This window comes from Undibacterium sp. Rencai35W (genome assembly GCF_049340185.1).
In the GTDB taxonomy this organism is placed as follows: Bacteria; Pseudomonadota; Gammaproteobacteria; order Burkholderiales; family Burkholderiaceae_D; genus Undibacterium.
Genome location: NZ_JBMPPC010000003.1, coordinates 472,469 through 499,337 on the forward strand (window position 1 = coordinate 472,469; position 26,869 = coordinate 499,337).

The following is a 26,869-nucleotide window of genomic DNA, read 5'->3' on the forward strand; positions in this document are numbered from 1 at the left end:
AATTCAATACTATGTTTTAATATCTTCACCAATACTCGTTGGCAATCACAGCTCATCACCTCATCTCCTCTCATATGAAAATCTTCCTTTTTTTAGTCCCTCTTTTATTGTGTACTGCATGTACTTCTACCAAACATGCTGACGATCAGCAGGCTAAAGCGGCTGCGACTGATGTTCGTCCGGGTGAGAGTCGTACTCAACAAGTGGGTAGTGCTTTGACTGCGCCGCTGAGTGATTTTAATTTGATACAGACGACGATTCCGCCGGTGCTGATGGACGCGCAGATCAATCCGTATCGCGTCAGCACGGATGATACTTGTGCCAGCATTGAGATGCAGGTTGTGGCGCTGGATGCGGTGCTTGGATCTGATCTGGATAAACATACTGAAGGTAATGATCCGAGCATGATGGACAAAGGCGTGAACGCTGCGGAGAATGCGTCGATCTCGGCTTTGCGACGGACTACCGAGGGTGTGATTCCTTTTCGTGGTTGGGTGCGTAAGCTGACGGGTGCTGAGCGTCATTCGGAAAAAGTGCTAGCATCGATTGCCGCAGGGACGATACGTCGTGGATTTTTAAAAGGCGTTGGTTACGCTAAAGGCTGCCAATATCCTGCTGCACCTTTGCCGCCGTTGCCTCCTGCTGTAGTAACACCTGCGCCAAAAAAATGATTGCCTGAGTTGATCTGGTAAGTCGCTCTTCATTAAAAATCCATCGCAAAATCATTATGTGATTGATGACTTCATTCATCATATAAATCGTCACTCAAAAAAACTTCAAGACCAGTCTTGAGCGGAACACATAAATACATAAGGAATGCGATGGAAACTCCCTTGAGTATCAAGACCTTCTGGTTTGGTGATCTCGCAGATGATGCACTGACTGCGGCGTCGCAAGCCAAGCTCTGGTGGTCAAAAAATCCTGACATAGATCAGTTGATGACCCAACGCTTTGCTATGGTGACAGAGCAGGCAGCAGATGGTGCACTTGATGCCTGGAAGGCGACACCGGATGCATGTTTGTCCCTGATCCTGGTGTGTGATCAGTTTCCTCGCAATATGTATCGTGCGACTCCGCGCTCATTTGCTTATGATGCGCTGGCACGTCATGTTTGTCGTGATGGTTTGGCACAGGGCTTTGATCAGCAACTCAGGTTGATCGAGCGGATATTTTTCTATTTACCGCTGGAGCATTCTGAATCTATTACAGACCAGGATCAGTCGGTGTCCTTGTTCAGTGCTTTATTAGCGGCTGCGACAGCGCAGCAAAAAGCCCTATTTGAGGGCTATGTGACTTATGCGCTCAGACACCGCGATGTGATTAGCCGGTTCGGGCGTTTTCCTCATCGCAATCAGATACTTGGTCGTATTTCTACTCTGGAAGAATTGCAGTTTTTATCGGAACCGGGATCGTCGTTTTGATCTGAAGTGTGAGTCGCGATAGTGCGTCTGCTTATTTACATTTTCCTGTCATCGCTGCGAATGCGATGACGGGGATTAAAAGTAAATTGGTGCTTTGGGAATATCTCGGTTTAATGCAGTCTTGAATTTTGGCTTTGTCTGCTTCGGTCTGAAACTGCTCATATTTGGTGACGATAGCCGTATTCATTTCTTTCCTGCTGTTGTCTGCCATTGCCTGTATCTCACTTTGACTACTTTTATAGGCTTTGCGAATGGCCTGGCTGTCAGTCACCAGGAGCGAGGTGGATGATGTCGTCAACGCGGGAGCTGGATTGACTTTGTTTGTATTCATCTCTGTATCCTTTGTTGAATCTGATGTGTTGGCTGGAACATGGAGCGCGTGAGTATTCTCGGTAGTGCTCTTGACTGATAGCGGCGGGGTGGCGCGCGATATTGTTGCAATTTTTGTGCGTATCCGGTTTGCCGCACTCTGTGAGGAGATCGTCTGTGGTTCTGTTTTTTGCGGTATTTGCTGGCGCGGTGATTCCATCAGCATGCTGACCTGAATTTCTGACGTCGGGCCGGTGATATAAAAACTTGGCTGGTGATTGAGTTGCATCAGCATGACAATACTGATGCAGATTGCCAGCAAAGCGGATGTCAGACGCTGACCTGTGCTTGTGGTTTTCCAATGTGGCTGCAGATGACCGGAGTACCAGGAGCCGAGCATGAATGTCCTTATTAATGATCAGATGGTTGCGGTTAATCAAAAATAACTGCGCAAAGATAACTGCGTATTTTTGACGGCAATATAGTCAATAAGTTCAGACCAGGCTGGAGATGACTGTCGAGGGAACTTTAAAACCTCCATACTCGAGTGCTGCATCTGGATTAAAGGACTTTAGAGGTTCTCTGGATTGCATTCCGCAGTGTTTATGCGCCTTTCCAGCCATTATTGGCCTGGGAGGCGCATAAATGCTGTGAGATGAGGGCGCTTATAACAACCTCCACATTGAAAAATCACCTCGATAGGACTGACGCAAAAACCAAGACCTCTCACCGCAGAGACACGGAGACGAGGTAGAAGTGACAGAGGTAGCAGCAGTAAGCGTTTTCATGATGTATCGATTAAAGTTTTTTTGGGTGTTCCCATGAGGGAATGTCTAAAAAAACTATAAGAGAACTTTTAAAAATATTGCCGAACGCATCGCGTCGCTCTATGGCTGTTTTTCAAGCTTTGTAATACTGGCGTATTACTGTATGAGGCTTGCTTAGCCTGTGACACCGTATCGTGATTAAGGGGAGTTTAAGCGTCAACAAACTTTTTGAATCCCACAATTCAATCAGGCAAACAACTTATCCCAGGCTGATCGAATCAGGACTGGTACACGCTGTAATTATTTTTGCCTGATTTTTTGACGGCGTACATCGCATCGTCTGCTTCTCGAATAATCTCATTTTTATCAAAGTTAGCCTGTGCCACGTAGGTGATACCGATACTGGCACCGATGCGGATGACGATCCCGTTGTCGAGTGTCAGCGCGGCACTGGTCTGATCGATGATTTTTTGTGCGATTTCTTTGGCTTTGTCGATTTGCTGCAAGTCTTTGAGCAGAATAATAAATTCATCGCCACCGAGACGGGCAACGAAATCGGATTTTCTGAGGGTCTTGGTGACGATGTGCGTAAAGTGGCACAGGACTTGATCGCCAGTGTCATGGCCGTAATGATCGTTGACCTCTTTGAATTTATCTAGATCGATCAGTAATAGGAAAAATCCTGTCACGTTACCGCGTTGCATCTCTTGTTTTAAGCGGGTGATTTCTTTATCAAAGCCGAGACGGTTAAACGTGCCGGTCAGATGGTCGGTGACGGCAAGCTGGTTTGCTTCTTCTTCGCCGCTCTTGCGGTCGGTGATGTCATTGAGCAGGCCTTGCAGCACGCCTTCTTCGACCGGACTCATGACGACATGCAGCCACTTTCTCTGCGGCGGTTGACCGACTTCGATAGAGAAATCTTCGGACAGGACATCGTCCTGATTGGTCGCTTTGTCGATCATCAGATGCAGACGCAGCTCCTGGCCTTCCAGCGCCTTGGTTAAGGCCGTATTGACCTTGTCTTCGGGGATGTTCTCGTCCACCGCCAACAGGCGTAAAAAGGCGTGGTTGTATGAAATAACCTCACCTGAAGTCTTTAATAAAAAGATGCCTGTTTCTGCATTATTAAAAATGGTCTGGAATTTTTTCTCACCGATTTCATGCTTGATGCGCAGTTGACGTTCGTCATCCAGAATGTGTACAAGCTTGCCGACGATTTCATTGACGTCACCGACTAGTTGGCCGATTTCATCTTTTTCGTTACCGGGTGGCAGGGCGAGTTTGATACCGCTCTCGGGTGTCAGGCGGTGTAGCTGATCTGAAATGGTTTTGATCGGACGGGTGATGATGGTGAGAACGATATACACGACTGCGCAGGCCATGAGCAGGGCTTGCAGCATCAGGAGGTAGCCGATAAACCGGGCCTTGTCATCGACTTGTTGGCGTATGAACAGCAGATTGGGCTCGAGTTCGATCTGACAGACTTTTTCTTTTTCATTAAACGGAGAGAAGACATCACGCACCGTCGGTATTGCTTTGTCTGGAATCACGATGTTGTTGGCGACTTTGGTCTCTTTGGGGCCAGTGTTTTTGCTCATGTGCGCCAGAATGCTGGAACCAGAAAAAATCTTGATACTGGCAACATCCGCGTTCTTCAGCAGCCCGCGGCTGACTTCGGAGGCGAGATTCATGTCGGCGAGGTAGCAGGCAATACTGGTGGTACTCTCAACCGTACTGAGCAGATCCACCATACGACTATTGGCTCTTTCCTGTTCGACGTGCGAGGTCCAGTAGTAGGTGAATACAGCAAAAAAACTACCCACCAGTAAAGAGATCCCCAACACAATAAATGCGCTGCGATAAACGATGCTGGTACGGAGTAATTGGGGCATATTGTGCAATAGAGTCCTGACGGGCTTTGCTGTGGTTGCTGGCTACTAGCTGCGGCAATTCGTTGATCAGGCTGTTGCCGGGTCAGAGGCTATCTGCGCCGGTAAACCTGACGAGCGTATTTTATAACGACCTTATTGTGTTGCGTCAAAAACGACTTTGACACGTTTATCGACTTTTTTCTTATCAATATACGCAATCGCTCCTTTGTTGTTGCTGACGATATCGATAATCTCTTCCACGCTGTCGACCTGACGCGGCGGTGAGCCTTGGCCTGAAAACATCAGTCGCGCCCAGTAAGAGTTAATCTCGGGCAGTTCTTTATTCACCATGCTGGAATAGAACTTACTTTTTTCAGAGACCGGATTGGTCAGGTCTAGCGGTTGTGCGCTGATGCCTGAGGCCAGCTTGCGATAGCGGCCCATATAGATGTTGATGACGTCATCTTTACTCATTTTTTCTATGCCGCTATTCGGGTTGGCGATGACAACGAAATCGGCAGCACATGCGTGGGCGCAGACAGTGAACGCCAGAATAAACGGTGAAAGACGAATGAGGATGGCGAGGGTCGTCATAGCGCTCGCCTAGAATATGAAGTTGACCGAGACGCTGAGCAGTGTTGCCTTGCCATCCCAGCCTGGTTGCTGATTACGCACCAATAATCTTTGCTTATTATTGATGTGATCGAGTTGAATTTTTAGATCGGTCTTGTCATTCAAGTCATAACGTACGCCGAATGAGAGTGTCGTTTGTTCATTCAACTGGCTGTTCGCCACGTTATAGCTGCCGGCAATAAGCGCGTCGATGTAGGGGTTGATACCCGCTGGCAAGCCGGTGTTGCCATCGCTTTCTCTATGCAGGGGGCGTGCTGCGGAGTAGGTGGCATAGTGCGTCCATTTGCCAGTTCGGTAGCCGACGGTGGCATAGCCAGCTGCATAGCCAGGGAAGCCAAGCGTATCTGATTTGGTTGAACTCAGCATGAATTGCGCTTGCAACGGGCCCTCATCATAGGCCAGACCTGCGGAGTAATATTTGATCGTTTTATCCTGAAAACCGACTTCATCAGCGACTTTTCCCGCAGATGGACTCAATGCCAAAATCGCCGGATCGCGTAGCCCGTTGATGAGTGCAGGCAGGCCGGGAAATTCGTTTTTAAACCGCAATTGGCTGTAACCAAGCCGGTAAGACCAGGACTGGGTTTGATATTCCAGATGGGCACCTAATACATCGGAACCGTTCAGCGAAAAATACTCGTCTGGTCCACCAGTTGAGCTTTTTTCACGCGCTTTACCGGCGAATGTTTTGATTCGGGCCACACCATTACCCAGCGGATACTTCAGAACCAGGTCGGCGCCGTCAATATATGAAACGATGATGCTGCCAAAGTAATCGACGGGAGGGCGGACCCAGAGGTAAGAGTAGGCGACATTACGTGAGTCGGCGAGCAGATAGACATCAAAACCTAACCTGCCAGCACGGAGTTGAATCGTATCATTCGGGGTGTAGCGGGCGAATGCCCAAGTGATTTCAGGGTTAAATCCGGTTTGCGAGCGGCGGCTGACGACCTGTATCGTCGCATCGAGGTTGTCGAGGGGAGCGGCGGTGACTTGCAGACCGAGCAGGGAGTCGACACCGAAGTCGAGTTTGTGGGTATAGCCAACACCGTTTGGCTGTAGCAGATCGCGGACAAAATCAGCTTGTTTGTTCGAGTTGTACACGGCACCTAAGGTGCCGAAGCCACTGAGAGAAAATGAAGATTTGTCGCCATCCTCTGCGAATGCTGGCAGGCTACAGGCAAGCAAGCAAAAAGTGGTAAAACATCGTCGGGTGGTCAAGTCCAGCATGGGATCCGGAGTCCTATCGAACAAGTTTTGTAACTGATGTGCCCAGCTTTATCTTACACATTTGAAAACAGACTTACAACCATCTCAGACAGTATTGCTGAAATAGGCAGATTTTGAGGTTGATCCGAAAAAGACAAAAAGCCGGCGTCAGGCCAGCTTTTTGTCTTGATTCATGCCGATATGATGGCGATGTGACTTCAGTACCGCAAAAAACAGACTTATTTCTTTTTGGCGTCGGTTTTTTGTTTGGCAATCACTAGATCTTTAATGCTGTTGTAGGCATCTTCAGGAATGATTTTTTTATTCAGCAAATCATCTTTGCCCTTGTACGGACGACCTTTGATGATGGCATCTGAACGTGCATCACCTATTTTGGGCAGTTCAGAGAGTTCTTTTTTAGTGGCGCTATTTAAATCAAGTAATTCAACTTTTGCAGAGGCGGACACGGAAGCTGACGCTGATGCGGAGGCTTTTTTGGGTTCGTCTTTGGCATAGGCTGAACTAATGGCCAGCATCGCCATACTTGCGACCAAAATGGATTTCAACAGTTGATTCATCATGATTCCTTTATGTGGTACCCGCCTTGAAGACGGGTGATAGACATTGAAAAGACAAGCAAATTAACGGCACTAAAAATTACCTGGGTTAGCCTATCATATTATTGTGTTTGCACCACTGAATTGATAAAAATCGCTGTCGTCGGTACGTCGCTTGAATTAGTAGCGACGGTCTTAAACTTGTCCATGATATCCAGACCCGTCACAATTTTGCCAAATACGGCATATCCGGGATTGCTCGTGCTGGTGTAATCGAAGCCGGTATTGCTGGCAACGTTGAAGTAAAACTGTGAGGTTGCCGAATCGACTGCACTGGTGCGTGCCATGCCGATAGTGCCGCGCACATTGCTCAAGCCGTTATTGGACTCTAATTTGATCGCTGCGAAAGGCGGTGTCGGTTGCTGCAAATCGCTGGTAAAGCCGCCACCCTGAGCAATCGAGAATGATGTGCTGTTGACGACACGATGGAAAATCTTGTTCACATAAAAACCATTCTCTACATAATTCAAGAAATTATCGACGGAGATTGGCGCTTTGGCAGGGTTGAGTTCAATGACGATATCGCCTAATGTCGTTTTCATCGTGACTTGCGGCTGTGCTGCCAGCGGGATCGTCAGTGAGCCTGAATACAGCGATGCGCTGTCACCAGCGGTGATCGATACGGCAAATGTTCCTACGGCGACCATTTTGCAGGCAAACACGCGCTGCGTCGATGTGCCACCGGCGACTTCTGTAATTTTGAGACAGCCTGGATTGGAGATATTGATGCCTAGGTCGAGATTCTTGCCGACGACGGTCATATTGGTGACCTTACGATAGACTAGTTGGTCAGTCGTAACCGAAGTAACAGATACTGTTGATGCTGTGCTGGTAGAGCCGCTGCTGCCACCGCCGCATGCCGTTAACAAAGTGATGCTTGCGCAGCTCATTGCGATCCAGTGTAGTAATTTCAATCTGTTCTCCTAAAAATAATCAAGTGGTGATAGTGATGATAAAAGTGCTAAGGGTAGTGACCAGTTTGGCGACAAAAGTAAATCGTATGACGCCGATTATGACAAGGCAAAATCAGTATAGCGACACGCGATAGTCTGGCTGATTGTTGTAATAATTTGTTACCTGTTTGAAGTGTAACTTATCTTCACGACCTAAATTACAGCAAGCCTTCGAGCAGCAGAATATTGACCTGGTCGCCTGCACTCACATTGCCTTGTTCATGGGGGAGCACGACCATACAGTTGGCTTCTGACATAGAGCGCAAAATGCCTGAGCCTTGCGAGCCGGTGATGGCGACCTGGAGTTGTCCGTTTGACGCTACTGAAGCGATGCCGCGTTGGTACTCAGTCCTGCCAGGACGCTTACGCAGAGCAGCCAATGAGACTGCTGGAACTAAGGGAAGTTCAGGAATAGTGGCGCCCATCATACGAAGCAGGGCATTTCGCGCAAAAAAATAAAAAGTCACCATGACAGCGACGGGATTGCCGGGCAAGCCGAACAGATAGGCACTTTTTCCGGCAGAGTGAATTTTGCCAAATGCCATCGGGCGACCAGGGCGCATGCCTATAGACCAGAAGGCGACATCTCCGAGTTGCGCCATCATTTGCTTTGTGTAGTCGGCGGCACCTACTGATACGCCACCCGAAGTGATGATGGCATCGGCATTTTCAGCTGCCGAGCGAAACGCGGCTTCCAGTGAGGCTGGATCATCTTTGATTACGCCCATATCGACGATGTCGCAGCCGAGTCGCGTCAGCATGCCATGCAGGGTGTAACGGTTGCTGTCGTAGACACACCCCGCATCCAGTGTTTCGCCGAGCGAGCGCAACTCATCACCGGTAGAAAAAAATGCGACACGTAATTTTCGTTGTACCGGTACTTCTGCCACGCCGAGAGAGGCGAGTAACCCTACGTCAGCGGGACGCAGTATTTTTCCTTTGAGGAGTGCCGTCTTGCCTGCCGCCAGATCCTCACCTTTGAGACGCCGGTTGTCACCTGCCGTAACTTTGCCGGCAGGGACATCTACTTGAGTCGTGGAGGCATTGAGCGTGAACTCTTGCGGAATGACCGTATCGCATGACTCGGGCATGACCGCTCCCGTCATAATGCGTATGCATTCCCCGGTGTTGACTATTCCTGCAAAGGCTCGTCCGGCATAAGCCGTTCCCTTGATTATTAATGTAGTGGTCTGATTTACGGACAGATCGCTGCCACGTAGGGCATAGCCATCCATCGCCGAATTATCATGCGATGGCACGTTGATGCCGGAGACGATATCTTTTGCCAGAACCCGTCCTAATGCCTCGCGTATCGCTACTTTTTCGATGGACGATATGGGCGTAATAAATTGCTGAATGATCTGCTGTGCCTGCGCTACTGGCAAGGCATCAGGGTCATAGCCGGACATGCAACTGACGACTTCGTGCAGGCTGTTTGGTGGGGGTGTGGACGTCATGTGAAGGTTTAATTGTCGAATTGTCGCAAGTCTTGCAGGGTGTTGATGTTGCGGAAGGCAGCAACGTCGTCAAATACGACTTCGACGATGTTTAATGATGCGTACCACGCATCTACTTTGCGTCCTCCCTGATCTAGAAAATCGCTCAGATGAGCCAGCACGGAGGATTTCATGAGCGAGAAGACTGGATGTGCTTGTTTTGCGACTGTTTCCCCATTGGATTCGATGGTGACTGCTACCGCCAGATCTACATCCTCCAAGACCAATGCACTTGACAGGCGTTCGACTAGATCCGCTGGCAGGAATGGAGAGTCGCAGGGTACGCTGACCAAGTAGGGTGTTTTACAGTGATGTAAACCCGTCTGTAAGCCCGCCAGAGGGCCTGCAAAGCCATCAATTTTGTCTTGACATACTTCAGCCCCAAAAGCTGCATAGGCTGCCAGATGCTGATTGGCATTGATGATGATCTCTCCAACCTGTGGTGATAAGCGCAAAAATGCGTGCATCGCCATTGGTGACCCGCGAAACACTTGCAGGCCTTTGTCGAGGGTGCCCATACGCGTGCCGCGACCTCCTGCGAGGATCAGTCCGGTAATAAGTTGTTGATCTATGCGTGTCATTTTTAACGAAGTATCCGGTGCTGTGTGCGACATTGTCAGGTAAGAAGGAAATACAGATCAAGTGGTCTATTTCCGGTCAGTTACTGCTCGCCCTTTGGTTTGGTGCAGATGCTTGTCGCTGGCTGCGATTGACTTATCATCGCCATCTAAAAATAGCCTGTGTGGTATGCGTATCAACCACCAATATACGACATTTCGATTTTCTTCCTGCTCTTGATTAACTCTTCGGTTTGCTGACTGCGCAACTCGGAATAACGGTCTGAACGTTTCTTCCATAGCTGCGCAATGACGTTAGAAATGGCTAGATCGGAATGCAGGTGATGTTCATCACGTAGCAGTGATCGCAGGTCATGTCCATGTGTGGCAAACAGGCAGGTATACAATTTTCCTTCGGTAGAGAGGCGTGCGCGGCTGCATTCATGGCAAAAAGTTTGAGTGACACTGGAGATGACGCCGATTTCTCCGCTACCGTCCAGATAACGCCAGCGTTCTGCGGTCTCTCCTGCGTAATTTGCCTGGGTTGGCAATAGCGATAATCCAGCATCGTTCAAAATTTGTATGACCTTGGCTGAGGGAATAACTTCATTCAGTTTCCAGCCATTGGAGGCACCGACATCCATATATTCGATGAATCTGAGTATATGAGGCGTCGCTTTGAAATAGCGTGCCATCGGAATGATTTCACTGTCGTTCAAGCCGGCCTTGACGACCATGTTTACCTTGACTGGTCCCAGTCCCGCGCGATGCGCCGCGTCGATACCGTCGAGTACATCTGATACAGGGAAGTCCACATCATTCATTTGTTTAAATGTAGTGTCATTCATGGAGTCAAGTGACACGGTCACTCGCGATAGTCCCGCATCTCTCAGGTCCTGTGCTTTACGTGCCAGTAGTGATCCGTTGGTCGTCAGAGTCAGGTCAATATCGCTGCCATCGCTTGCCTTGAGCTTGGTCAGCATCTCGATCAGCCTTTCGATGTTTTTACGCAGCAGCGGTTCTCCGCCGGTAAGTCGAATTTTTCTGACGCCATGAGCAACGAAAATTTTTGCGATGCGGGTAATTTCTTCAAAACTGAGTAACGAAGTTTGCGGTAAAAAACGGTAGTCCTTGTCGAACACTTCTTTCGGCATGCAATAGACGCAACGGAAATTACAGCGATCTGTTACTGAGATACGCAGATCGTGCAACGGACGATGCAAGCTATCTCTGAGTTGGCCGTCAGGTTCTATTAAACGATCTGGAACCGTTAAGGTTTGTTCGCGCTGCCGGTAATCCGTCAGAGGGATAAATTTTTCAGACATGAAGTTCAGACAAAGTAGGTATTGCAAAGTAATTCAGCGCACTAGACCGAAAAGATACCACGAGAAGCGATAACGGGTTTGTGCAAAAAAATAACCCGGCAACATCACTGTTGCCGGGTTATTTCATTCAGATAATTAGACCAGATTTGCCAGTTTTATAGTCATGAATTTTATATTCATCAGCTTTGGATTTAAAAGCTTTGGATGTTTAAAAAATCCCGTGAATAGGTTGGCTTAATTACTTCTTGGTTTCAACCAAAACCAAGGGCTCGCTGGCAGCAGTAGCAACTGGCTTGCGTTCCCGTGGTACACGTGGCGCTACCGTAGCAGTTGCTGCTGATGCTTGTGCGGCACGCAGTTTTTCTGGGTTAGTACTCGCCAATACCAGACCTGCCTGTTGCAGCATGACATTTAAGCTCTCTACGGGCATTACAACCGCTTCTACGGGTTTTGATGCCACGACTGGTGCCGTCGTAGTCGCTACTGCTACCGCTGGCACTTCCGTGGTTGCCGGAGCGCTAACGGTCGGAGCAGATTCAACTACCTGAACTGTTTCGGCTACTGGCGGTGTGACTGGGGCAATTACTGGAGCAACGATGTCATTTGCGACATTGATTGCCGCCGCTGGTGCCGGAGTCAGGTCCAGATGTGCCTGAACCGGTGCTGCCACTGCTGGTACGTCAGATTGTGCCGGAGCTGTCGCTACTGCTTCAACGAAAACAGGTGTCGTTACGACCTCAGCCGGCATGACAGGCTGAACAGCAACAGGAGCTGGCGTTACTTCGACTGGCGCAGTATGGTTCGAGATGGCGGCGATCTCAGAAGATTCTGCAACGGTTTCCGCAATTGCAGCTACGGCGTTGATTGGCATGACTGGTGCTTCTTCGTGTGACACGAATTCATTGCCAGAAACGGCATCGCTATTTTCCGTATTGTCACCAGCTTCACGGTCACGACGGTTGCGATTGCGACCACCACGACGGCGACGGCGACGAGCTTCACCTTGTTCTGCGTTTTCGCCTTCTACTGCGTTCGGCGTCAAAGACTTTGTATTGTCTGTTACGTCGTTTGTTACTGCCACCGATGGTACGGCATTCGCAGCCAGAGCAGCAGTATTCAGGTTGGCATCAGCAGATTTTGAGTCGCCCTGAGTTTCCTTGCGCTCTTCGCGTTGACGTTGTTGACGATCACGACGAGTTTCTTGCTTAGGTTCTTGCGGATCGCGCTCTTCGCGTGGTGGACGTGCTTGTTTTGGCGGACGCGGAGCTTGTTCCTGGGGTGCCGGTTTTACGGAATCATCCTTCTCTGCACGATTAGTCGCAGGTCGTTCTTCGCGGTCTTCACGATCTCGTCCACGGCCATTACGGCTACGATTACGCTGACCACGACTATTGCGGTCACGTTCAGATCGTTCACGGCTTTGCGATTTTTCTGCTACTGCCGGTACTTCAGCGACTGCTTCTGCTGGTTTTGAGCGGAACAGGTTAAACAACTTGCTGAAGAAACCTTCTGAGGCTGGTTTGGCAGCCGCGACCAAAACTGGCGCTGCAACGGGAACTTCTTTGCGTTCTACGATAGGTGCAGTATCTGGAGTGATACTTTTTACCATTGCTTCCTGGCGTGGCTTGACATCCTCTTTCTGACGCTTGCTATAGCCGATATCTGTATCTGCCTGCTCAGCCATCGCATAACTGGCGTGATGTTCTTCCAGACGTGGATCATCTGTTTTCAGACGGTCCAGTTTATAGTGAGGCGTTTCCAAATGCGTATTTGGAATCAAAATGACAGTGACGCGATGACGTGTTTCAATTTTCAGAATTTCGCCGCGTTTTTCGTTCAGCAAGAATGCCGCAACATCGACCGGCACTTGTACGTGGATCGCTGCTGAATTTTCTTTCATTGCTTCTTCCTGGATGATGCGCAGGACTTGCAATGCAGAAGACTCGGTATCGCGGATGTGGCCAGTGCCATTGCAGCGCGGGCAGGTCACATGACTGCCTTCGGATAAAGAAGGGCGCAGACGTTGACGAGATAATTCCATCAGGCCAAAACGGGAAATTTTACCCATCTGGACGCGTGCGCGGTCATAGCGCAAGGCATCTTTCAGGCGGGTTTCCACTTCACGCTGGTTCTTGGCGTTTTCCATATCGATAAAATCGATCACGATCAAGCCGCCCAGATCACGTAGACGCAATTGACGTGCGACTTCTTCGGCCGCTTCACAGTTGGTATTGAATGCGGTTGTCTCGATATCGCCACCGCGGGTTGAGCGCGCTGAGTTGACGTCAACGGACACCAAAGCTTCAGTGTGATCAATCACAATTGCGCCGCCTGATGGCAATGGCACGGTGCGGCTGTAGGCTGTTTCGATCTGATGTTCGATCTGGAAGCGGGAGAACAGCGGTACGTCGTCGCTATAACGCTTAACACGGTGCACCATGTCTGGCATGACGTGGCTCATGAACTGCTGGGCTTGTTCGTAGATTTCGTCAGTATCGATCAGGATTTCGCCGATATCTGGCTGGAAGTAATCGCGGATCGCGCGAATAACCAAGGACGATTCCTGATAGATCAGAAACGCGCCGGCAGAGGATTTGCCTGCTCCTTCGATGGCGCGCCAGAGTTGCATCAGGTAGTTTAAATCCCATTGCAATTCGTCGACGTTACGGCCAATACCTGCGGTACGTGCAATGACGGACATGCCAGTAGGCAAGTCCAGTTTATCCATCGTTTCGCGTAATTCCTGACGATCCTCACCCTCAACACGACGGGAAACACCACCACCGCGAGGGTTGTTTGGCATCAATACCAGATAGCGGCCAGCCAGAGAGATGAACGAGGTCAGCGCTGCGCCTTTATTGCCACGCTCTTCTTTTTCAACTTGGACCATAATTTCCTGGCCCTCACGCAACGCATCTTTGATGGAAGCATTGCGAACATCAATACCTTCTTTGAAGTAACCGCGGGCTACTTCTTTAAATGGTAAGAAACCGTGACGTTCTTCGCCATAATTGACGAAACAGGCTTCAAGGGAGGGTTCGATGCGGGTGATAACGCCTTTGTAAATGTTGGACTTACGTAATTCACGTCCGGCGGTTTCGATATCGATGTCGATGAGTTTTTGCCCATTGACAATGGCTACGCGCAATTCTTCTTGCTGCGTCGCATTAAATAGCATGCGTTTCATGGTTCTGCTCCGTGACCTTTTGGTCATCTTGTGTTGTTACCCCGTTAGTGCGAGGCAAGCAACTTGCGTACATTGGGATGTATGCGAGAACGGAGAGTCTGATGGGGCGGGAAATGCCTCTGGCGCAACAGAATCAATTACTACTGACGAGATATCCGACATATCCGACAACTATGTCTGAAAGCGACTGGCAGAGTTGATGCCGTCCCTGAATATGATCGCTAGCTTACTTCTGTTGCGCACCAGGCGCGGATGACTTTAATTGTGGATCGAGTGCACATGTCCCCCGCGTTGTCTGATTCGTGTTTTATCGTACAAAACATGAATACAACGCCAGGCGATGAGCAACTTGTTGAGTGCCAAACCATCTTTGATTAATTGTATTTGGCGAAATCGATCACACTGGTCAAAATCATCAACCGGCAAGCACGGGTGTAATAAATATACAAACGTCTCTTGCTGGACTGATCCTTACTATTCAAACTTTCTGATCCAAATCATTACATCCTGTCCGATTGCCACAATTGGTTGCAACCCTGACCAATATAATGATGTGCATACACATCTTTTCCATCGAATTTGCAAATTGGCGAGGCCGATGAACATGCCCCTGTGTAGAATACGCGTTTATTCATACACCAGCTAAAGCCTAAAGCTGAAGCGAAAACGATTATATATTCAAAATGAAGGACTTAGCGATAAATAATAGGAAGCCACCTGAAAAACAGGGGCAAAACAGTGCTTCCAGCCATCCTTCTCATGCGTCGTCGCAAGTGCTGCCTCAGGTTCAGCTCGTTACTATCGCTGAAGAGGATGCAGGGCAGCGAATAGATAACTATTTAATACGAATATGTAAAGGCGTGCCAAAAAGTCATGTTTACCGTATTTTACGATCCGGTGAGGTGCGGGTAAATAAGGGGCGGATTGATCAGCTCTATCGCTTGAAGGAGGGCGATATTGTTCGCATACCACCAATTCGTATTGCTGAAACCTCTACGCAGATCGTCCCGGGAGCAGAGTTTGACATCGTATTTGAGGATAAGTATCTGCTCATTATTGATAAGCCGGCCGGCGTCGCTGTCCACGGCGGGTCCGGAGTGAGTTATGGTGTTATTGAACAACTCCGGGCATCCCGGCCAGAGGCCAAATTTTTGGAGCTGGTACATCGTCTTGATAGGGAAACTTCCGGTATTTTGTTGCTGGCTAAGAAACGAACGGCTTTGACCAATCTGCATGAACAAATGCGTGACGGCTTGACCGACAAGCGTTATCTGACCTTGGTCCATGGCGACTGGAAAAATGCACGTCAACATGTAAAGTTGCCATTGCATAAGTACACAACCGCTGACGGAGAGCGGCGCGTCAGGGTGCAGGCAGATGGTATGGCATCCCATACCGTGTTCTCACTGAAGAAAAAATTCCATAAGTTCGCACTGCTAGAGGCTGAATTAAAGACTGGCCGCACACATCAGATTCGCGTGCACTTATCGTCCAGCGGTTTTGCAATTGCAGGTGACGATAAGTATGGTGATTTTGCACTTAACCGTGCTTTGCTCAAGCCGACGGAGCAGCGCGGAGTTCTGAAGAGAATGTTTCTGCACGCACATCAAATTACTTTTACTCATCCTGAAACTGGTCAGGAAATGACACTCAATGCCCCGTTGCCGACGGATTGCCAGAGTTTTCTTAAAAGCCTGGTTTAGCGGGTAAAAACTTAATCCTTTATTAAGGGTAAAATAGTTACTTCGATTATTTAGGGTACTGGCAACGCACTGCGTCAGACAGGTTTGTGGTGAAGAAAGAATATGGCAAAAAAGCAATTTGATTTTATTGTGTTTGATTGGGATGGCACATTGATGGATAGCACGGCAACGATCGTGCAATGTATCCAGGCAGCAGCAAAAGATCTTGGTTTACCTGTTCCGGATGAAAAAGCAGCCGCTTATGTCATTGGTTTGTCTCTGGCAGATGCGATGCAGGCTGCCTTGCCAGATATCGATCCGAAATATTATCCTCGCATGGTAGAGCGCTATCGTCATCATTATCTAGCGCGTGATCACGAGCTACCTTTGTTTCCGGGTGTCAGAGAAATGCTGGCTGAATTATCTCAGGACGGTTATTTCCTTGCGGTAGCAACGGGGAAAAGTCGTGTTGGATTAAGTCGTGCACTGCACACAGCAAAGTTATTATCGGTTTTTGATGCCACTCGTTGTTCCGATGAAACATTCTCCAAGCCGCATCCGGCAATGTTGCAAGAGCTGACCCGAGAGTTGGGGCAGGACATGGAGCGTACCCTGATGATCGGAGATACAACACATGACTTGCTGATGGCGAGTAATGCAGGTGCAGCGGCAATTGCCGTTGAATATGGCGCACATGATGCCGCGACATTGCAATCGCACAATCCTCTTTACTCAGCCAAGACAGTTGCGGAATTGCATGCATGGCTTAGTCAGAATGCCTGAGGAGATCAAACGTGACTGAGATCAGGATCTGCGACTCATCTGAATTAATCGAGGGTGGTAAAGGCATTCGTTTTCCGGTAACGGCTGGACATGAGGATGCAACAGGCTTTGTCGTGCGTTTTGATGGTATGGCACATGCCTATCTGAACCGCTGTGCTCATGTGCCCATTGAACTTGACTGGAGCCCGGGTGAGTTTTTTGAGTCCAGTGGCTTATACATCATGTGTGCAACACATGGTGCCATCTACACGCCGGAAAACGGGCATTGCACGGGCGGACCTTGCCGCGGTGCACGGTTGCGCAAAATTGAGATTACCGAAAAAGACGGCCAGATAGTCTGGCATCCCGACGACTACATTACGCCAGTCGTCGCTTAACATTGATATCGCATGATGGAAAATCCAATAAACACGAGTGCAACTAATTCAACGCCAGGCTGGGAGCGCGAATTGCTGCAAAAGCTGGCGACAGAGTCCTTAAAAGAGCAACGTTTACGTCGTCGCTGGGGCATCTTTTTTAAGTTGTTATTTCTTGTTTTAATTCTCTTCAGCTTTTATTTATTCAGTGACTATCGCTCTGCCGAGACGGAAAATCCCGGGCGCCATACGGCACTGGTAGATATCAATGGCACGATTGAGTCTGAGGGAAATGCGAGTGCGCATGCCATTATTCCTGCACTGAACCGTGCTTTCTCTGATTCTGGTTCGATTGCTGTGATTCTGCATATCAATAGCCCTGGAGGCAGCCCTGTCCAGGCCGGGATGATCAATGATGAAATTCTGCGCTTACGCAAGCAATATCCGCAGAAAAAGCTATATGTCGTCGTCGATGAAATGTGCGCCTCTGGCGGCTACTACATTGCTGCCGCAGCGGATAAAATTTTTGTGAACAAGGCGAGTATTGTCGGTTCGATTGGTGTCCTGATGGATAGTTTTGGTTTTACGGGACTGATGGATAAAGTAGGGGTTGAGCGTCGCTTGATGACTGCCGGTGAAAACAAAGGTTTTATGGATCCATTTTCTCCGCAAACCGCGAAACAAAAAGCGTTTTCACAAGAGATGCTGAATGAAATTCACCAGCAATTTATTGACGTCGTGCGTCAGGGACGTGGGAAACGTTTAAAAGAAACTCCCGAGACCTTCTCTGGATTGTTTTGGGTCGGCAGTAAGGCTGTAGAGATGGGGCTGGCTGATGATTTTGGTACCACGGCGAGCGTGGCACGTGATGTTATCGAAGCGGAAGATATTGTTGATTACACTGAAAAAGAAGGCCTGCCGGAGCGCGTATTGAAGAAATTTGGCGCGTCGATCGGTGTTGGGGCAATCTCCGCAATGACGAAGCTCAATACGCCAGGAATTCACTGACGAAGCAGGGTAGTGCATAGCACTGATAGACCCAAATAGTTTAGTTAATTTTTTTAATCCTGATCCAAAAGCGATAGTTATATTTTTCTTCTTCTGCGTCTGACATTGGCCTATATTAGGGTTGTAACTGGTTCAAAAGAAGGAGGTCGATATACAAGGACTAATTTGTATCCAAGACGGATGGAATTTGAGCTCCGGTTCTCTTTAGTGATCCGGTTATGTGCGAAGTGAAAACAGGTAGCACCTAAGTCGTATTTGAAACAGTCTCAATCACAATTTGTGTAGTATCTCTCCGTGATGTCAAACGGATCCGAGGTCTCTCTGATTCCTCACAATGTCGCCAGTACAGGGGCAAAAAAGCGGTGGTGCAATGCCACCGTTTTTTACGTTTACGGCTTGAATTATTAGCGATTTTCTTCAAAAATAATTTGAGTTGGTGGCCGTTTTTTAGAACAAATCTTGTTCCATATCAAGAATGCCTATTATTAATTCCTTAAGATAAAAAATATCGCCTTTCTATACGTCATTGTCATGGCTATCGCAGTTACTTCTTTTTTTGCAGGAATATTCCCAGGCTTGCGCTCGGGGGAGAAAATTGCCTGTTTTCATTGCGATGAGCTAATGCGAAAGCCGCAGGCAGTCGAAGTAAAATTTGACAGTAAAATGCAATTGGTATGTTGTCACGGCTGTGCCGCCGTTCTTAAAACAATTGAGCAAGCTAATTTAATTGCTCAGTATCGGCAGGTACGTAATAAGCCAAATGATCGGATTGCATCCCCGGATGTGACATAAGTGATACCCCTTACAATGACTTCACATCAATGACTTCACATCAGCCAGCGCAAAGCAATACAGCGACTCGACATGACAAACTGAGTTTGTCCGGCATGCGCTGTGCTGCTTGTGCTCAATTAATTATCTTTCGCGTACGCCAGTTGCCTGGCGTGACAAGTTTTAATATCAATGCCGCGAGCCATAAGGCAGACGTGGCCTGGCAACCGCATCTCACTTCGCTAAAAAAAATTATTCAGTCAATTATTGACCTGGGCTATGGCGCTTTTCCTACCGGGCAGACTCAGGACGATGTTCAGCAACGTGAAAATAAGATGGCGTTGTGGCGCTTGTTTGTTGCCGGTTTTGCGATGATGCAAATCATGATGTACGCTTTTCCGGCTTACCTGGTTCCGGTGCCGCAAATCGATGGTGATCTGACGCCAGATGTAGACCGTTTGCTAAAAATCGCCAGCCTCGTTATTACGATCCCCGTCGTCGGATTTTCAGCAATGCCATTTTTTACAGCAGCGTTGCGAGATGTCCGCAATCGCCATGTTGGGATGGATGTTCCAGTCTCACTCGGCATACTGTTGACGTTTGTCGCGAGTGTTTGGGCCACGTTTCATGGCGGTGCAGTTTATTTTGATTCAGTAATTATGTTTGTTTTTTTGCTGCTAGGTGCACGTCTGATCGAGGCGCGGGTTCAGCTCAAAACAACAGCGGCGTTGCGTGTATTGACGCAGCTGAACCCGATGCTTGCCCAACGCCTCATACATTATCCGAAGAATCGTCAGACAGTATCGATTGACACTGCCGATGTCCAAATAAATGATGTGTTGATGATTGTTGCGGGTGAGCAGGTGCCTGCAGATGGGGTAGTGATCGAAGGGCAAAGTGATTGTGATGAATCGCTGATGACTGGCGAGTCACACCCGCTCCCTAAATCACCGGGTGATGAGTTAATTGCTGGCTCGATGAACCTGAGCGGAGTCCTGCTAATGCGAGCACAACGAGTCAGTAATGACACGCAGTTATCGTCACTGGTCAGCATGATGGAAAGTGCGGCAAATGAAAAGCCACCACTCGTACAGCTCGCCGACAAACACGCGAGCCGTTTCCTCTTAGTTATTTTAATCGTCGCTGCGCTCACGACATGTGTCTGGTGGCGTATCGATCCTGATCGCGCCTTATGGATTGCGATCAGCGTGATTGTCGTGACTTGCCCTTGCGCTTTATCTCTGGCGACGCCGGGAGTAATGTCTGCGGCAATAGGGCAAATGGCTAAACATGGGGTGCTGGTCGCCAAAGGCAAAGCAATTGAATCAATGGCGAAAGCCACGCACTGTATTTTCGATAAAACCGGTACACTGACTTTCGGAAAGTTACGACTCTTCAGTACGGTTTATTGTGCGGGCCATGAGCTACAGTCCTCTCAGTTGACGTCGGCACAGGTAGATGCCATCAGTCTGGCCATGACATCGCATTCTATGCATCCGGTATCGAAAGCAATTGCCGATGCCATCTCATCAAATAACGATACCGGCAACGGTAATGCCTGGGACGAAGTCGCCGTCACTCATTTGTGTGAGTTGGCCGGTGGCGGTATTGAAGCGCGTATTGAGGGTAAAAAATATCGTCTGGGTCGCTATGATTTTGTAGCTGAAATATGCCCTCAGCTTTGTCCGCTTCCTTCTCAGTTTGCAGATAAAACGATCTCAGTTCTTGGTAATGAAGATGGTTTTCTCGCGATGTATGCTTTGGAGGATACCTTGCGTGACGATGCCGCTGATGCAGTACATCGTATTCAACAAAGCGGCAAGAAGATATTGTTATTATCCGGTGATCGTGACGACGTTGTGCAGTCTGTGGCGCAGCAATGTGGGATCGTTAATGCGAGAGGTAACCTTAGCCCTGCTGATAAATATGCGGTCGTTCAGGATCTTCAGCGTCAGGGAGCGATCGTCATGATGGTCGGTGATGGGATGAATGACGGGCCGGTATTATCGCTCGCCGACATCTCTGTAGCGATGGGGCAGGGCGCGCCGGTTTCACAGTCCCGTAGTGATTTGCTATTGATGTCGAACTGGCTGAGTGATCTGGAATTTGCGATGACGATTGCAACTAAAGCCATGCAGCTAATTCGCCAGAATCTGATCTGGGCGATTGTTTATAATCTGATTGCAATTCCGGCTGCGGTGACAGGTTTGCTAGAACCCTGGCATGCTGCCGTGGGGATGTCCGTCAGTTCTTTGATCGTCGTGTTGAATGCTTTGCGCTTATTGCGAATGAACCGGTCCGCGACATTTAATTTAATTACACCATATCAGGAGCGAGCGGTGACTTTGCAGATAGCCTGATGAGTATCGACTGATTTACTGAGCTGTATGGAGGCACATCAGCACAGCAATATAGCAGCACTTCAACGTACCAATATGTCGTTATAGCGAATAGATTGAATCCATGGATATTCTTTATCTGTTAATCCCCCTAAGTGTCGTTCTTGTATTCGCGATTGGCGGCGTATTTTGGTGGGCCTTAAGTAATCGCCAGTTCGACGAACTGGATCAAGAGGGGCAGCGCATTATTGATGATAACGCGGGCTGATTGGTCTGATGCGGCCTTCACTTGCTCGCAGTGAAGCCTACTCTCTTCGTAAAATTATGCGTGTTGTGTATGACTGCACTTATTTATTATGGCGGCGTCTTTGTCACATCGAGCAGAGCGTTCAGACCATTCAGACATAAATTCCATGATGAGGGGAATTACTCTGCACTCAGGATCAGTTTTGCTGTAGAGGTAAAATCTTCGTCGCTAATGCCTTGCAGGCGCAGCGCCTGTGCCTGTGGATATTGAATGAAATTTTTATCAATAGAGCGTACGTAGACTGGGTCGTAATGCTTCTCCAATAATTGCGTCACCAGTTCTCGCATTTGCCCTTCGTTTGCATGTTGCTTCCAATGCTGAATTTTTTCTTTGCCATGCAGACTGACCAGGCACTCTAGTTGCCGGTTTAGTCCCTCAGGATTTTGTACAAAATGGGCATATTCCTGCATCAATAATTCGACGCGATCAGACATCGTTAAATGCAGCGCGATACAAGGCGCGCCGCGCATTGTCTGGATGACTTGATCGGGAACTCGCAGGTTGCCGACTTTTTTACTTTCTGACTCCACATATACCGGACGTCTTGCATCAAATTCACGCAAGGTCTGCCAGATCTGGCTTTCAAAATATTTTTGCGAAGGCTGAGCCAAGTCCGGCAAGCCGCCGAGCACAGAACCTTTATGTAAGGCGATTTGCTCCAGATCGAGCACCTGCGCACCTTGCCTGTGTAAGGTTTGCAGCAGGCGACTTTTTCCGCTGCCTGTCGTGCCGCAGATGACGCGCCATGAGATGGTATTGGCGATCTCAGGCAGGTATTGATTGACGTGCTGGCGATAACTTTTATAACCACCGTCTAACTGCACTACTGGCCAGCCGATCTTGGCAAGGATGTGTGCCATCGATCCACTGCGATTGCCGCCGCGCCAGCAATAGATCAGCGGCGTCCAGTCTTTTGGTTTGTCCAGAAAATGTGTTTCGATATATTTGGCAATGTTTTTTGCAACCAGTGCTGCGCCGACTTTCTTTGCCTCAAAGGCATTGACCTGTTTATACATCGTGCCGACCCGGATACGCTCTTCATCATCGAGCACTGGACAATTGATCGCATGGGGTAGATGGTCTTCTGTAAATTCGCCAGGACTGCGCACATCGATAATCGCATCAAATTCCGCCAGTCTTGGCAGCACATCGGAAAAGCTCAGCAGCTCAGGATATTTCATTGACTCATTTCGCGCTGGAGATCAGCAAAGGGTATAAGTGCAGCCAGACATTGTCCAGCATCATCGGGTGGGCATCGGCAATCAGGTGAATCCGGTCAGGCTGAAACAGTTGTGGTTTGTCGGCGACGCCTTGCAGTAAAAATGGTACTAGTGCAGTTTTGCTTTCCTTGGCGATCTTGCCGTAGATAGAAAAAAAACGCTCGGTGTAATCGCGTCCATAATTCGGCGGGATCTGCATGCCGACCAGGAGCACTTTGGCTTTAGCCGCGCTGCTCATTGCCACCATGTCGCGAAAATTGGTTTCCGACGCGCTGAGCGCCAGGCCGCGCAATGCATCATTGCCGCCCAGCTCGATAATGACGATATCGGGCTGATATTGACTCAGCAGTTTTTCTAAACGCGCCTTGCCGCCGCTCGTAGTTTCGCCGCTGATACTGGCGTTGATGACATTGGCCGCGATTTTTTTCTCTTGCAAGCGATGCTCCATCAACGCGACCCAGCCTGTGCCACGCGCCAATCCATATTCTGCTGACAGGCTATCGCCAAGCACGAGCACGGTTTTTGATGCAGAATGACTGGCCGCTTGTGCGAATGCTGGCGTAAGGCCGTATGCGATGATCAGTACGATGCTGAATAACGCACAACGGTAAAACTGCTGTACTAATTGCAGCCTATTTTTTTTATACCAAAAAAGCATGAATCTTCCTAAAGAATTAAGCAGTGAATTGACCGGTGCGGCGACCACAAATAAGCTGGCCGGTCGTCAGGCAATCGATGTTAGCCATCTGGCGAAGCAGGTGACGGACGCGACCGGTACCTTGAGTATTTTGCGTGACATCAATTTTACCGCGCAAGAAGGAGAGACGCTTGCGATAGTTGGTGCTTCTGGTTCGGGTAAGTCAACTTTGCTAGGGATTCTGGCAGGATTGGACACGCCAAGCGAAGGCAAGGTCGTACTGGATGGTGTGGACATTTTTGCGCTCGATGAAGACGGCCGGGCGCAATTTCGAAAAGAACGACTGGGTTTTGTATTTCAGTCGTTTCAATTGTTGAGCCATTTGAATGCACTTGAAAACGTCATGCTGCCGTTGGAGTTGCGCGGCGATACGCAGGCCAAAAGTAAGGCGACCGAGATGCTGGAGCATGTTGGCCTGGGCAGTCGCTTACGCCATTATCCCAAGTATTTGTCCGGTGGCGAGCAGCAGCGGGTTGCCCTAGCGCGCGCATTTGTGACGCAGCCACCATTGTTGTTTGCCGATGAACCTACCGGTAGCCTGGATGCAGCGACAGGCGAATCGGTAATTCAGTTAATGTTTGCGTTGAACCGTGAGCGCGGCTCGACACTGATCCTGGTAACGCATGATTTGTCGATTGCGGCGCGCTGCGGACGGACATTGCGTATTACTGCGGGGCGTCTTGAGACGGAACAGTAGTACCTCTGATTTGGGCCTGTACGAGACTGCTCGGCCCGTGTTGTATGGTTGTCCGGCGGAGCCAGGTGTATTGGTGGAGCTCATTGGCGAATTCGATGTACTAATTCGATGGGCTAAATCTGCTAATCGTGCTGGCTTCGCCACTGTATTTCACAGGAATAGTTTTTTGCTGGATGAAATACATCAATAGAGGGGAGTATTTTTCAATCACTACGTCGATAAAGCGATTAAGGCATTGTTTTTGATGATACTCATCCCTAGTATGATTAATTCAGCGTTCTGGACGCCTGGAGTAGTGATTGATGCAATCGCGAATCGCCGGGATTAATTCGCTGGCGGTCATGCCGATCGGACCTCTGCCGCGGGCGACCCATTGATCCGCTGCTTTACCATGTAGCCATACCGCGATATTGGCGGCTTCATGGGCTGCCATTCCTTGAGCCAGCAGTGCTCCGCATAATCCCGCTAACACGTCACCTGTGCCAGCTGTCGCCAGAGCCGGGTTGCCGCTGGTGTTGATGATCAATGTTTCGTCTGGCGTGGCGATGATGCTACCAGAACCTTTCAGTACAATCGTTGCGTTGAACTTGTCGGATAAGGCCCGGGCACTACGCAAACGATCTGCTTGTATGGTGTCGGTCGAGGTTTCCAGTAATCTGGCGGCCTCTAAGGGGTGCGGTGTCATGACGGTACGCAAAGCGTTGCCTGCAGGGTCTTTGATGTGAGAGCGCTGATTCACCAGTTTTTGCAAGGACGTATCGCTGGCAATCAAATTCAGCGCATCGGCGTCGATGACTAGTGACTCTGCCTGCTTCAGGCTATCGATTAACAACGCTTTGGCCGGCTCAGATGTACCAAGACCTGGGCCAATCACAACGGTGGTATCGATAAAATGAACATCCTCTGCCCGACGGCACATTAACTCCGGATAGCGGCTATCAAATGCGGGAGGTGCGCTTAAGAAGCCGGCAAATACCCGTCCAGCACCACCATGCAAAGCCGCTCGTGCTGACAATATGGGCGCGCCTGCCATGCCTTCTTCGCCGCCAATCACGAAGACATCACCGTAGCTGCCTTTGTGGCTGTTATGCGGACGTGGGTTGCTGGATGCCAGCAGCACCGCCGCGTTGCTGAGTACGGCGACAGGCGCGGGGAAGAGCTGAGATGCAATCGCCAGATCAGCAACCTTGACCTGTCCTGCATAGTCTTTACCTGCGGCGGTATGCAGTCCAGGTTTGTTCGCAATAAACGTGATGGTATGGCTGGCGCGTATGGCAATACCCCCTGTACCGACTACCTGGCCGGTATCCGCGTTCAATCCGCTCGGCACATCAAGTGCCACGACCGGCACACCGGAGAGTGCTGTATAGCGATTGATGTGCTCAATCAGCTGGAACATCTTGCCTTTAACCGGACGAGTCAAGCCAATTCCAAACAGTCCATCAATGATCAGGGTCCATTGCTTGCCAGTGGTTTTTTGCAGATAGTCGAGGCCAAAAAAATGCGCCTGACTTGATTGTGCTTTTAGCAGACTTTCTTTGGCGTCGACTGAATAATGTTGTATGCCCTCTGCGATGATGACCGAGACACGATCACCCGCGGCAGCGAACAGATAAGCCATTTCCAGTGCATCTCCGCCATTGTTGCCCGGACCGGCAAGCACCAGTATTTCAGCGCTGCCGGAGGGCACAAGATTGCGGGCGAATACCGCTGCTGCCTGACCCGCAGCGCGCATCAGGGAGCCAGAGGTCAGCGTGGAGTGCGCTTGTTGCTCGACGCTACGGATATCTGCGATGGAATACAGGGTATTCGTCGAAAACGGCAGGGGCAAAGTCATGGGAATTCTCAGCTAGCGGTGAGGAGGCGTGGTGATTCCCAATGATAATATCGCTTCTAAGCCGTGTTGAAAAAGATTTTCTATCGGTAGCATCAAATAAGGCAAAATCATTCCCAGCATCAAAAAGCCTACGCCTATCGTTATCGGAAAACCGATACCAAAAAGGTTTAGTTGAGGTGCGGCCCGCGTTAAAATCCCCAATGCGATATTGGTAATCAGCAGCGCCGCCACAATGGGTAAGGACAGTCGCATAGCGGTACTGAAAATTTCTTGCCCCCAGATGGCGAGGCGCTGAAAACTAAATCCTGCAGTGAGCGAAGTAGAGATCGGGATGGTAGTAAAGCTCTCAACGAGCGTCGCCAGCATCGATAAGTGTACATTCAGCGTTAGGAACAGCAGGGTTGCGACCAGCACCAGAAACTGACTGATTGCCGATGAGCGTCCTTGCGTCTGTGGATCAAAAAAAGTGGCGAAACCCAGACCCATCGTCAGTCCGATTACTTCTCCTGACATTTCGATGCCCGCAAAAACAACCCGCATCATAAATCCCATCGCCAGTCCGATTACGAACTGCTGCATCAATATCATCACACCTGTAAGTGACACCGGATCGGCTCCTGTCAAGGGCGGTATGGTTGGCGCAACAATCAATGCCAGCATGACGCCTAAGACTATCTTGACCTGAACAGGTACGCTGTTATTACCAAATGGAGGAGCAATTGCAATCAGGCCGAGTATTCTGGTCAGAGGCCAGATAAAAGACGCGATCAGGGCGATCAGTTCATTTCCAGAAAAAGACACCATAGGTTGGGAGGGGTGTGTGAACG

General features: G+C 49.3%; 24 protein-coding genes. 10 read left to right on the forward strand and 14 right to left on the reverse strand.

Annotated features, from left to right (window positions below):
• Positions 1-74: 74 nt before the first annotated feature.
• Together ACO0K3_RS09180 and ACO0K3_RS09185 are read left to right on the forward strand one after the other, a co-directional pair.
• Positions 75-671: a hypothetical protein gene (locus tag ACO0K3_RS09180; RefSeq protein WP_422983865.1), complete on the forward strand. Its 597-nt coding sequence runs from the start codon at positions 75-77 to the stop codon at positions 669-671.
• Between the two features lie 150 nt (positions 672-821).
• On the forward strand, positions 822-1,421 hold the full coding sequence (locus tag ACO0K3_RS09185) for a DUF924 family protein (RefSeq protein ID WP_422983867.1): 600 nt from the start codon (positions 822-824) through the stop codon (positions 1,419-1,421).
• A gap of 31 nt (positions 1,422-1,452) precedes the next feature.
• Here the strand turns inward: ACO0K3_RS09185 and ACO0K3_RS09190 are convergent, their stop codons facing one another.
• From ACO0K3_RS09190 to ACO0K3_RS09235, 10 genes are all read right to left on the reverse strand, one after another.
• A complete protein-coding gene (locus tag ACO0K3_RS09190) occupies positions 1,453-2,130 on the reverse strand; it encodes a hypothetical protein (RefSeq protein WP_422983869.1) in 678 nt (225 codons plus the stop codon).
• A 645-nt stretch (positions 2,131-2,775) separates the two neighbouring features.
• Entirely contained in the window at positions 2,776-4,389 is a 1,614-nt protein-coding gene (locus tag ACO0K3_RS09195) for a diguanylate cyclase domain-containing protein (protein WP_422983871.1), read from the reverse strand.
• 132 nt (positions 4,390-4,521) lie between these two features.
• Complete coding sequence (locus ACO0K3_RS09200) at positions 4,522-4,962, reverse strand: hypothetical protein (RefSeq protein ID WP_422983873.1); 441 nt, start codon at positions 4,960-4,962, stop codon at positions 4,522-4,524.
• Positions 4,963-4,971: 9 nt separating this feature from the next.
• The gene (locus ACO0K3_RS09205; protein WP_422983875.1) at positions 4,972-6,231 is read right to left on the reverse strand and encodes a porin; all 1,260 of its coding nucleotides are present in this window, start codon (positions 6,229-6,231) and stop codon (positions 4,972-4,974) included.
• Between the two features lie 218 nt (positions 6,232-6,449).
• Positions 6,450-6,791 carry a ComEA family DNA-binding protein gene (locus tag ACO0K3_RS09210; protein WP_422983877.1) on the reverse strand — a complete coding sequence of 114 codons (342 nt, stop codon included), beginning with the start codon at positions 6,789-6,791 and terminating at the stop codon, positions 6,450-6,452.
• A 98-nt stretch (positions 6,792-6,889) separates the two neighbouring features.
• Positions 6,890-7,741: a peptidylprolyl isomerase gene (locus ACO0K3_RS09215; RefSeq protein WP_422983879.1), complete on the reverse strand. Its 852-nt coding sequence runs from the start codon at positions 7,739-7,741 to the stop codon at positions 6,890-6,892.
• Positions 7,742-7,938: 197 nt separating this feature from the next.
• Positions 7,939-9,237 (reverse strand): gephyrin-like molybdotransferase Glp, encoded by a 1,299-nt coding sequence (gene glp / locus ACO0K3_RS09220; protein ID WP_422983881.1) that lies wholly within the window; start codon positions 9,235-9,237, stop codon positions 7,939-7,941.
• A gap of 8 nt (positions 9,238-9,245) precedes the next feature.
• Positions 9,246-9,857 carry a molybdenum cofactor guanylyltransferase MobA gene (gene mobA, locus ACO0K3_RS09225; protein WP_422983883.1) on the reverse strand — a complete coding sequence of 204 codons (612 nt, stop codon included), beginning with the start codon at positions 9,855-9,857 and terminating at the stop codon, positions 9,246-9,248.
• A 173-nt stretch (positions 9,858-10,030) separates the two neighbouring features.
• The gene (moaA, locus tag ACO0K3_RS09230; RefSeq protein WP_422983885.1) at positions 10,031-11,158 is read right to left on the reverse strand and encodes a GTP 3',8-cyclase MoaA; all 1,128 of its coding nucleotides are present in this window, start codon (positions 11,156-11,158) and stop codon (positions 10,031-10,033) included.
• Between the two features lie 238 nt (positions 11,159-11,396).
• Positions 11,397-14,345, reverse strand: coding sequence for an Rne/Rng family ribonuclease (locus ACO0K3_RS09235; protein ID WP_422983887.1), 2,949 nt, complete (start codon positions 14,343-14,345; stop codon positions 11,397-11,399).
• Positions 14,346-15,028: 683 nt separating this feature from the next.
• Between ACO0K3_RS09235 and ACO0K3_RS09240 the strand changes: the two genes are divergently transcribed.
• From ACO0K3_RS09240 to ccoS, 7 genes are all read left to right on the forward strand, one after another.
• Positions 15,029-16,048, forward strand: a complete 1,020-nt coding sequence (locus ACO0K3_RS09240; protein WP_422983889.1) for an RluA family pseudouridine synthase — start codon at positions 15,029-15,031, stop codon at positions 16,046-16,048.
• Positions 16,049-16,150: 102 nt separating this feature from the next.
• Positions 16,151-16,810: an HAD-IIIA family hydrolase gene (locus tag ACO0K3_RS09245; RefSeq protein ID WP_422983891.1), complete on the forward strand. Its 660-nt coding sequence runs from the start codon at positions 16,151-16,153 to the stop codon at positions 16,808-16,810.
• 11 nt (positions 16,811-16,821) lie between these two features.
• On the forward strand, positions 16,822-17,187 hold the full coding sequence (locus ACO0K3_RS09250; RefSeq protein ID WP_422958612.1) for a Rieske (2Fe-2S) protein: 366 nt from the start codon (positions 16,822-16,824) through the stop codon (positions 17,185-17,187).
• A gap of 12 nt (positions 17,188-17,199) precedes the next feature.
• Positions 17,200-18,174, forward strand: a complete 975-nt coding sequence (locus ACO0K3_RS09255; protein WP_422983893.1) for a S49 family peptidase — start codon at positions 17,200-17,202, stop codon at positions 18,172-18,174.
• 531 nt (positions 18,175-18,705) lie between these two features.
• Positions 18,706-18,966, forward strand: a complete 261-nt coding sequence (locus ACO0K3_RS09260) for a heavy metal translocating P-type ATPase metal-binding domain-containing protein (protein ID WP_422983895.1) — start codon at positions 18,706-18,708, stop codon at positions 18,964-18,966.
• Positions 18,967-18,995: 29 nt separating this feature from the next.
• Positions 18,996-21,305, forward strand: a complete 2,310-nt coding sequence (locus ACO0K3_RS09265; RefSeq protein ID WP_422983897.1) for a heavy metal translocating P-type ATPase — start codon at positions 18,996-18,998, stop codon at positions 21,303-21,305.
• Between the two features lie 103 nt (positions 21,306-21,408).
• Positions 21,409-21,552, forward strand: coding sequence for a cbb3-type cytochrome oxidase assembly protein CcoS (gene ccoS, locus ACO0K3_RS09270; RefSeq protein ID WP_422983899.1), 144 nt, complete (start codon positions 21,409-21,411; stop codon positions 21,550-21,552).
• A gap of 158 nt (positions 21,553-21,710) precedes the next feature.
• On the opposite strand, the gene mnmH is transcribed toward ccoS, so the two are convergent.
• On the reverse strand, positions 21,711-22,772 hold the full coding sequence (gene mnmH, locus ACO0K3_RS09275) for a tRNA 2-selenouridine(34) synthase MnmH (protein ID WP_422983901.1): 1,062 nt from the start codon (positions 22,770-22,772) through the stop codon (positions 21,711-21,713).
• 4 nt (positions 22,773-22,776) lie between these two features.
• Positions 22,777-23,469 (reverse strand): arylesterase, encoded by a 693-nt coding sequence (locus ACO0K3_RS09280; RefSeq protein ID WP_422983903.1) that lies wholly within the window; start codon positions 23,467-23,469, stop codon positions 22,777-22,779.
• On the opposite strand from ACO0K3_RS09280, the gene ACO0K3_RS09285 reads away from it, so the two are divergent.
• Complete coding sequence (locus ACO0K3_RS09285) at positions 23,468-24,205, forward strand: ABC transporter ATP-binding protein (protein ID WP_422983905.1); 738 nt, start codon at positions 23,468-23,470, stop codon at positions 24,203-24,205. The two genes, ACO0K3_RS09280 and ACO0K3_RS09285, sit on opposite strands and share 2 nt — an antisense overlap.
• 271 nt (positions 24,206-24,476) lie before the next feature.
• On the opposite strand, the gene ACO0K3_RS09290 is transcribed toward ACO0K3_RS09285, so the two are convergent.
• Together ACO0K3_RS09290 and fliR are read right to left on the reverse strand one after the other, a co-directional pair.
• Positions 24,477-26,042, reverse strand: a complete 1,566-nt coding sequence (locus tag ACO0K3_RS09290) for an NAD(P)H-hydrate dehydratase (protein ID WP_422983907.1) — start codon at positions 26,040-26,042, stop codon at positions 24,477-24,479.
• A gap of 12 nt (positions 26,043-26,054) precedes the next feature.
• Complete coding sequence (fliR, locus tag ACO0K3_RS09295) at positions 26,055-26,846, reverse strand: flagellar biosynthetic protein FliR (RefSeq protein ID WP_422958603.1); 792 nt, start codon at positions 26,844-26,846, stop codon at positions 26,055-26,057.
• Between the last annotated feature and the right edge of the window lie 23 nt (positions 26,847-26,869).

Coding starts and splice junctions, on each gene's coding strand:
- ACO0K3_RS09205 (WP_422983875.1), bottom strand. CDS start 6,231: ATGCTGGACTTGACCACCCGACGATGTTTTACCACTTTTTGCTTGCTT.
- ACO0K3_RS09280 (WP_422983903.1), bottom strand. CDS start 23,469: ATGCTTTTTTGGTATAAAAAAAATAGGCTGCAATTAGTACAGCAGTTT.
- ACO0K3_RS09255 (WP_422983893.1), top strand. CDS start 17,200: ATGATGGAAAATCCAATAAACACGAGTGCAACTAATTCAACGCCAGGC.
- ACO0K3_RS09265 (WP_422983897.1), top strand. CDS start 18,996: ATGACTTCACATCAGCCAGCGCAAAGCAATACAGCGACTCGACATGAC.
- ACO0K3_RS09200 (WP_422983873.1), bottom strand. CDS start 4,962: ATGACGACCCTCGCCATCCTCATTCGTCTTTCACCGTTTATTCTGGCG.
- ccoS (WP_422983899.1), top strand. CDS start 21,409: ATGGATATTCTTTATCTGTTAATCCCCCTAAGTGTCGTTCTTGTATTC.
- ACO0K3_RS09210 (WP_422983877.1), bottom strand. CDS start 6,791: ATGATGAATCAACTGTTGAAATCCATTTTGGTCGCAAGTATGGCGATG.
- glp (WP_422983881.1), bottom strand. CDS start 9,237: ATGACGTCCACACCCCCACCAAACAGCCTGCACGAAGTCGTCAGTTGC.
- ACO0K3_RS09285 (WP_422983905.1), top strand. CDS start 23,468: ATGAATCTTCCTAAAGAATTAAGCAGTGAATTGACCGGTGCGGCGACC.
- ACO0K3_RS09185 (WP_422983867.1), top strand. CDS start 822: ATGGAAACTCCCTTGAGTATCAAGACCTTCTGGTTTGGTGATCTCGCA.
- ACO0K3_RS09195 (WP_422983871.1), bottom strand. CDS start 4,389: ATGCCCCAATTACTCCGTACCAGCATCGTTTATCGCAGCGCATTTATT.
- ACO0K3_RS09180 (WP_422983865.1), top strand. CDS start 75: ATGAAAATCTTCCTTTTTTTAGTCCCTCTTTTATTGTGTACTGCATGT.
- ACO0K3_RS09245 (WP_422983891.1), top strand. CDS start 16,151: ATGGCAAAAAAGCAATTTGATTTTATTGTGTTTGATTGGGATGGCACA.
- ACO0K3_RS09260 (WP_422983895.1), top strand. CDS start 18,706: ATGGCTATCGCAGTTACTTCTTTTTTTGCAGGAATATTCCCAGGCTTG.
- fliR (WP_422958603.1), bottom strand. CDS start 26,846: ATGGTGTCTTTTTCTGGAAATGAACTGATCGCCCTGATCGCGTCTTTT.
- ACO0K3_RS09235 (WP_422983887.1), bottom strand. CDS start 14,345: ATGAAACGCATGCTATTTAATGCGACGCAGCAAGAAGAATTGCGCGTA.
- ACO0K3_RS09290 (WP_422983907.1), bottom strand. CDS start 26,042: ATGACTTTGCCCCTGCCGTTTTCGACGAATACCCTGTATTCCATCGCA.
- ACO0K3_RS09240 (WP_422983889.1), top strand. CDS start 15,029: ATGAAGGACTTAGCGATAAATAATAGGAAGCCACCTGAAAAACAGGGG.
- ACO0K3_RS09190 (WP_422983869.1), bottom strand. CDS start 2,130: ATGCTCGGCTCCTGGTACTCCGGTCATCTGCAGCCACATTGGAAAACC.
- mnmH (WP_422983901.1), bottom strand. CDS start 22,772: ATGAAATATCCTGAGCTGCTGAGCTTTTCCGATGTGCTGCCAAGACTG.
- mobA (WP_422983883.1), bottom strand. CDS start 9,857: ATGACACGCATAGATCAACAACTTATTACCGGACTGATCCTCGCAGGA.
- moaA (WP_422983885.1), bottom strand. CDS start 11,158: ATGTCTGAAAAATTTATCCCTCTGACGGATTACCGGCAGCGCGAACAA.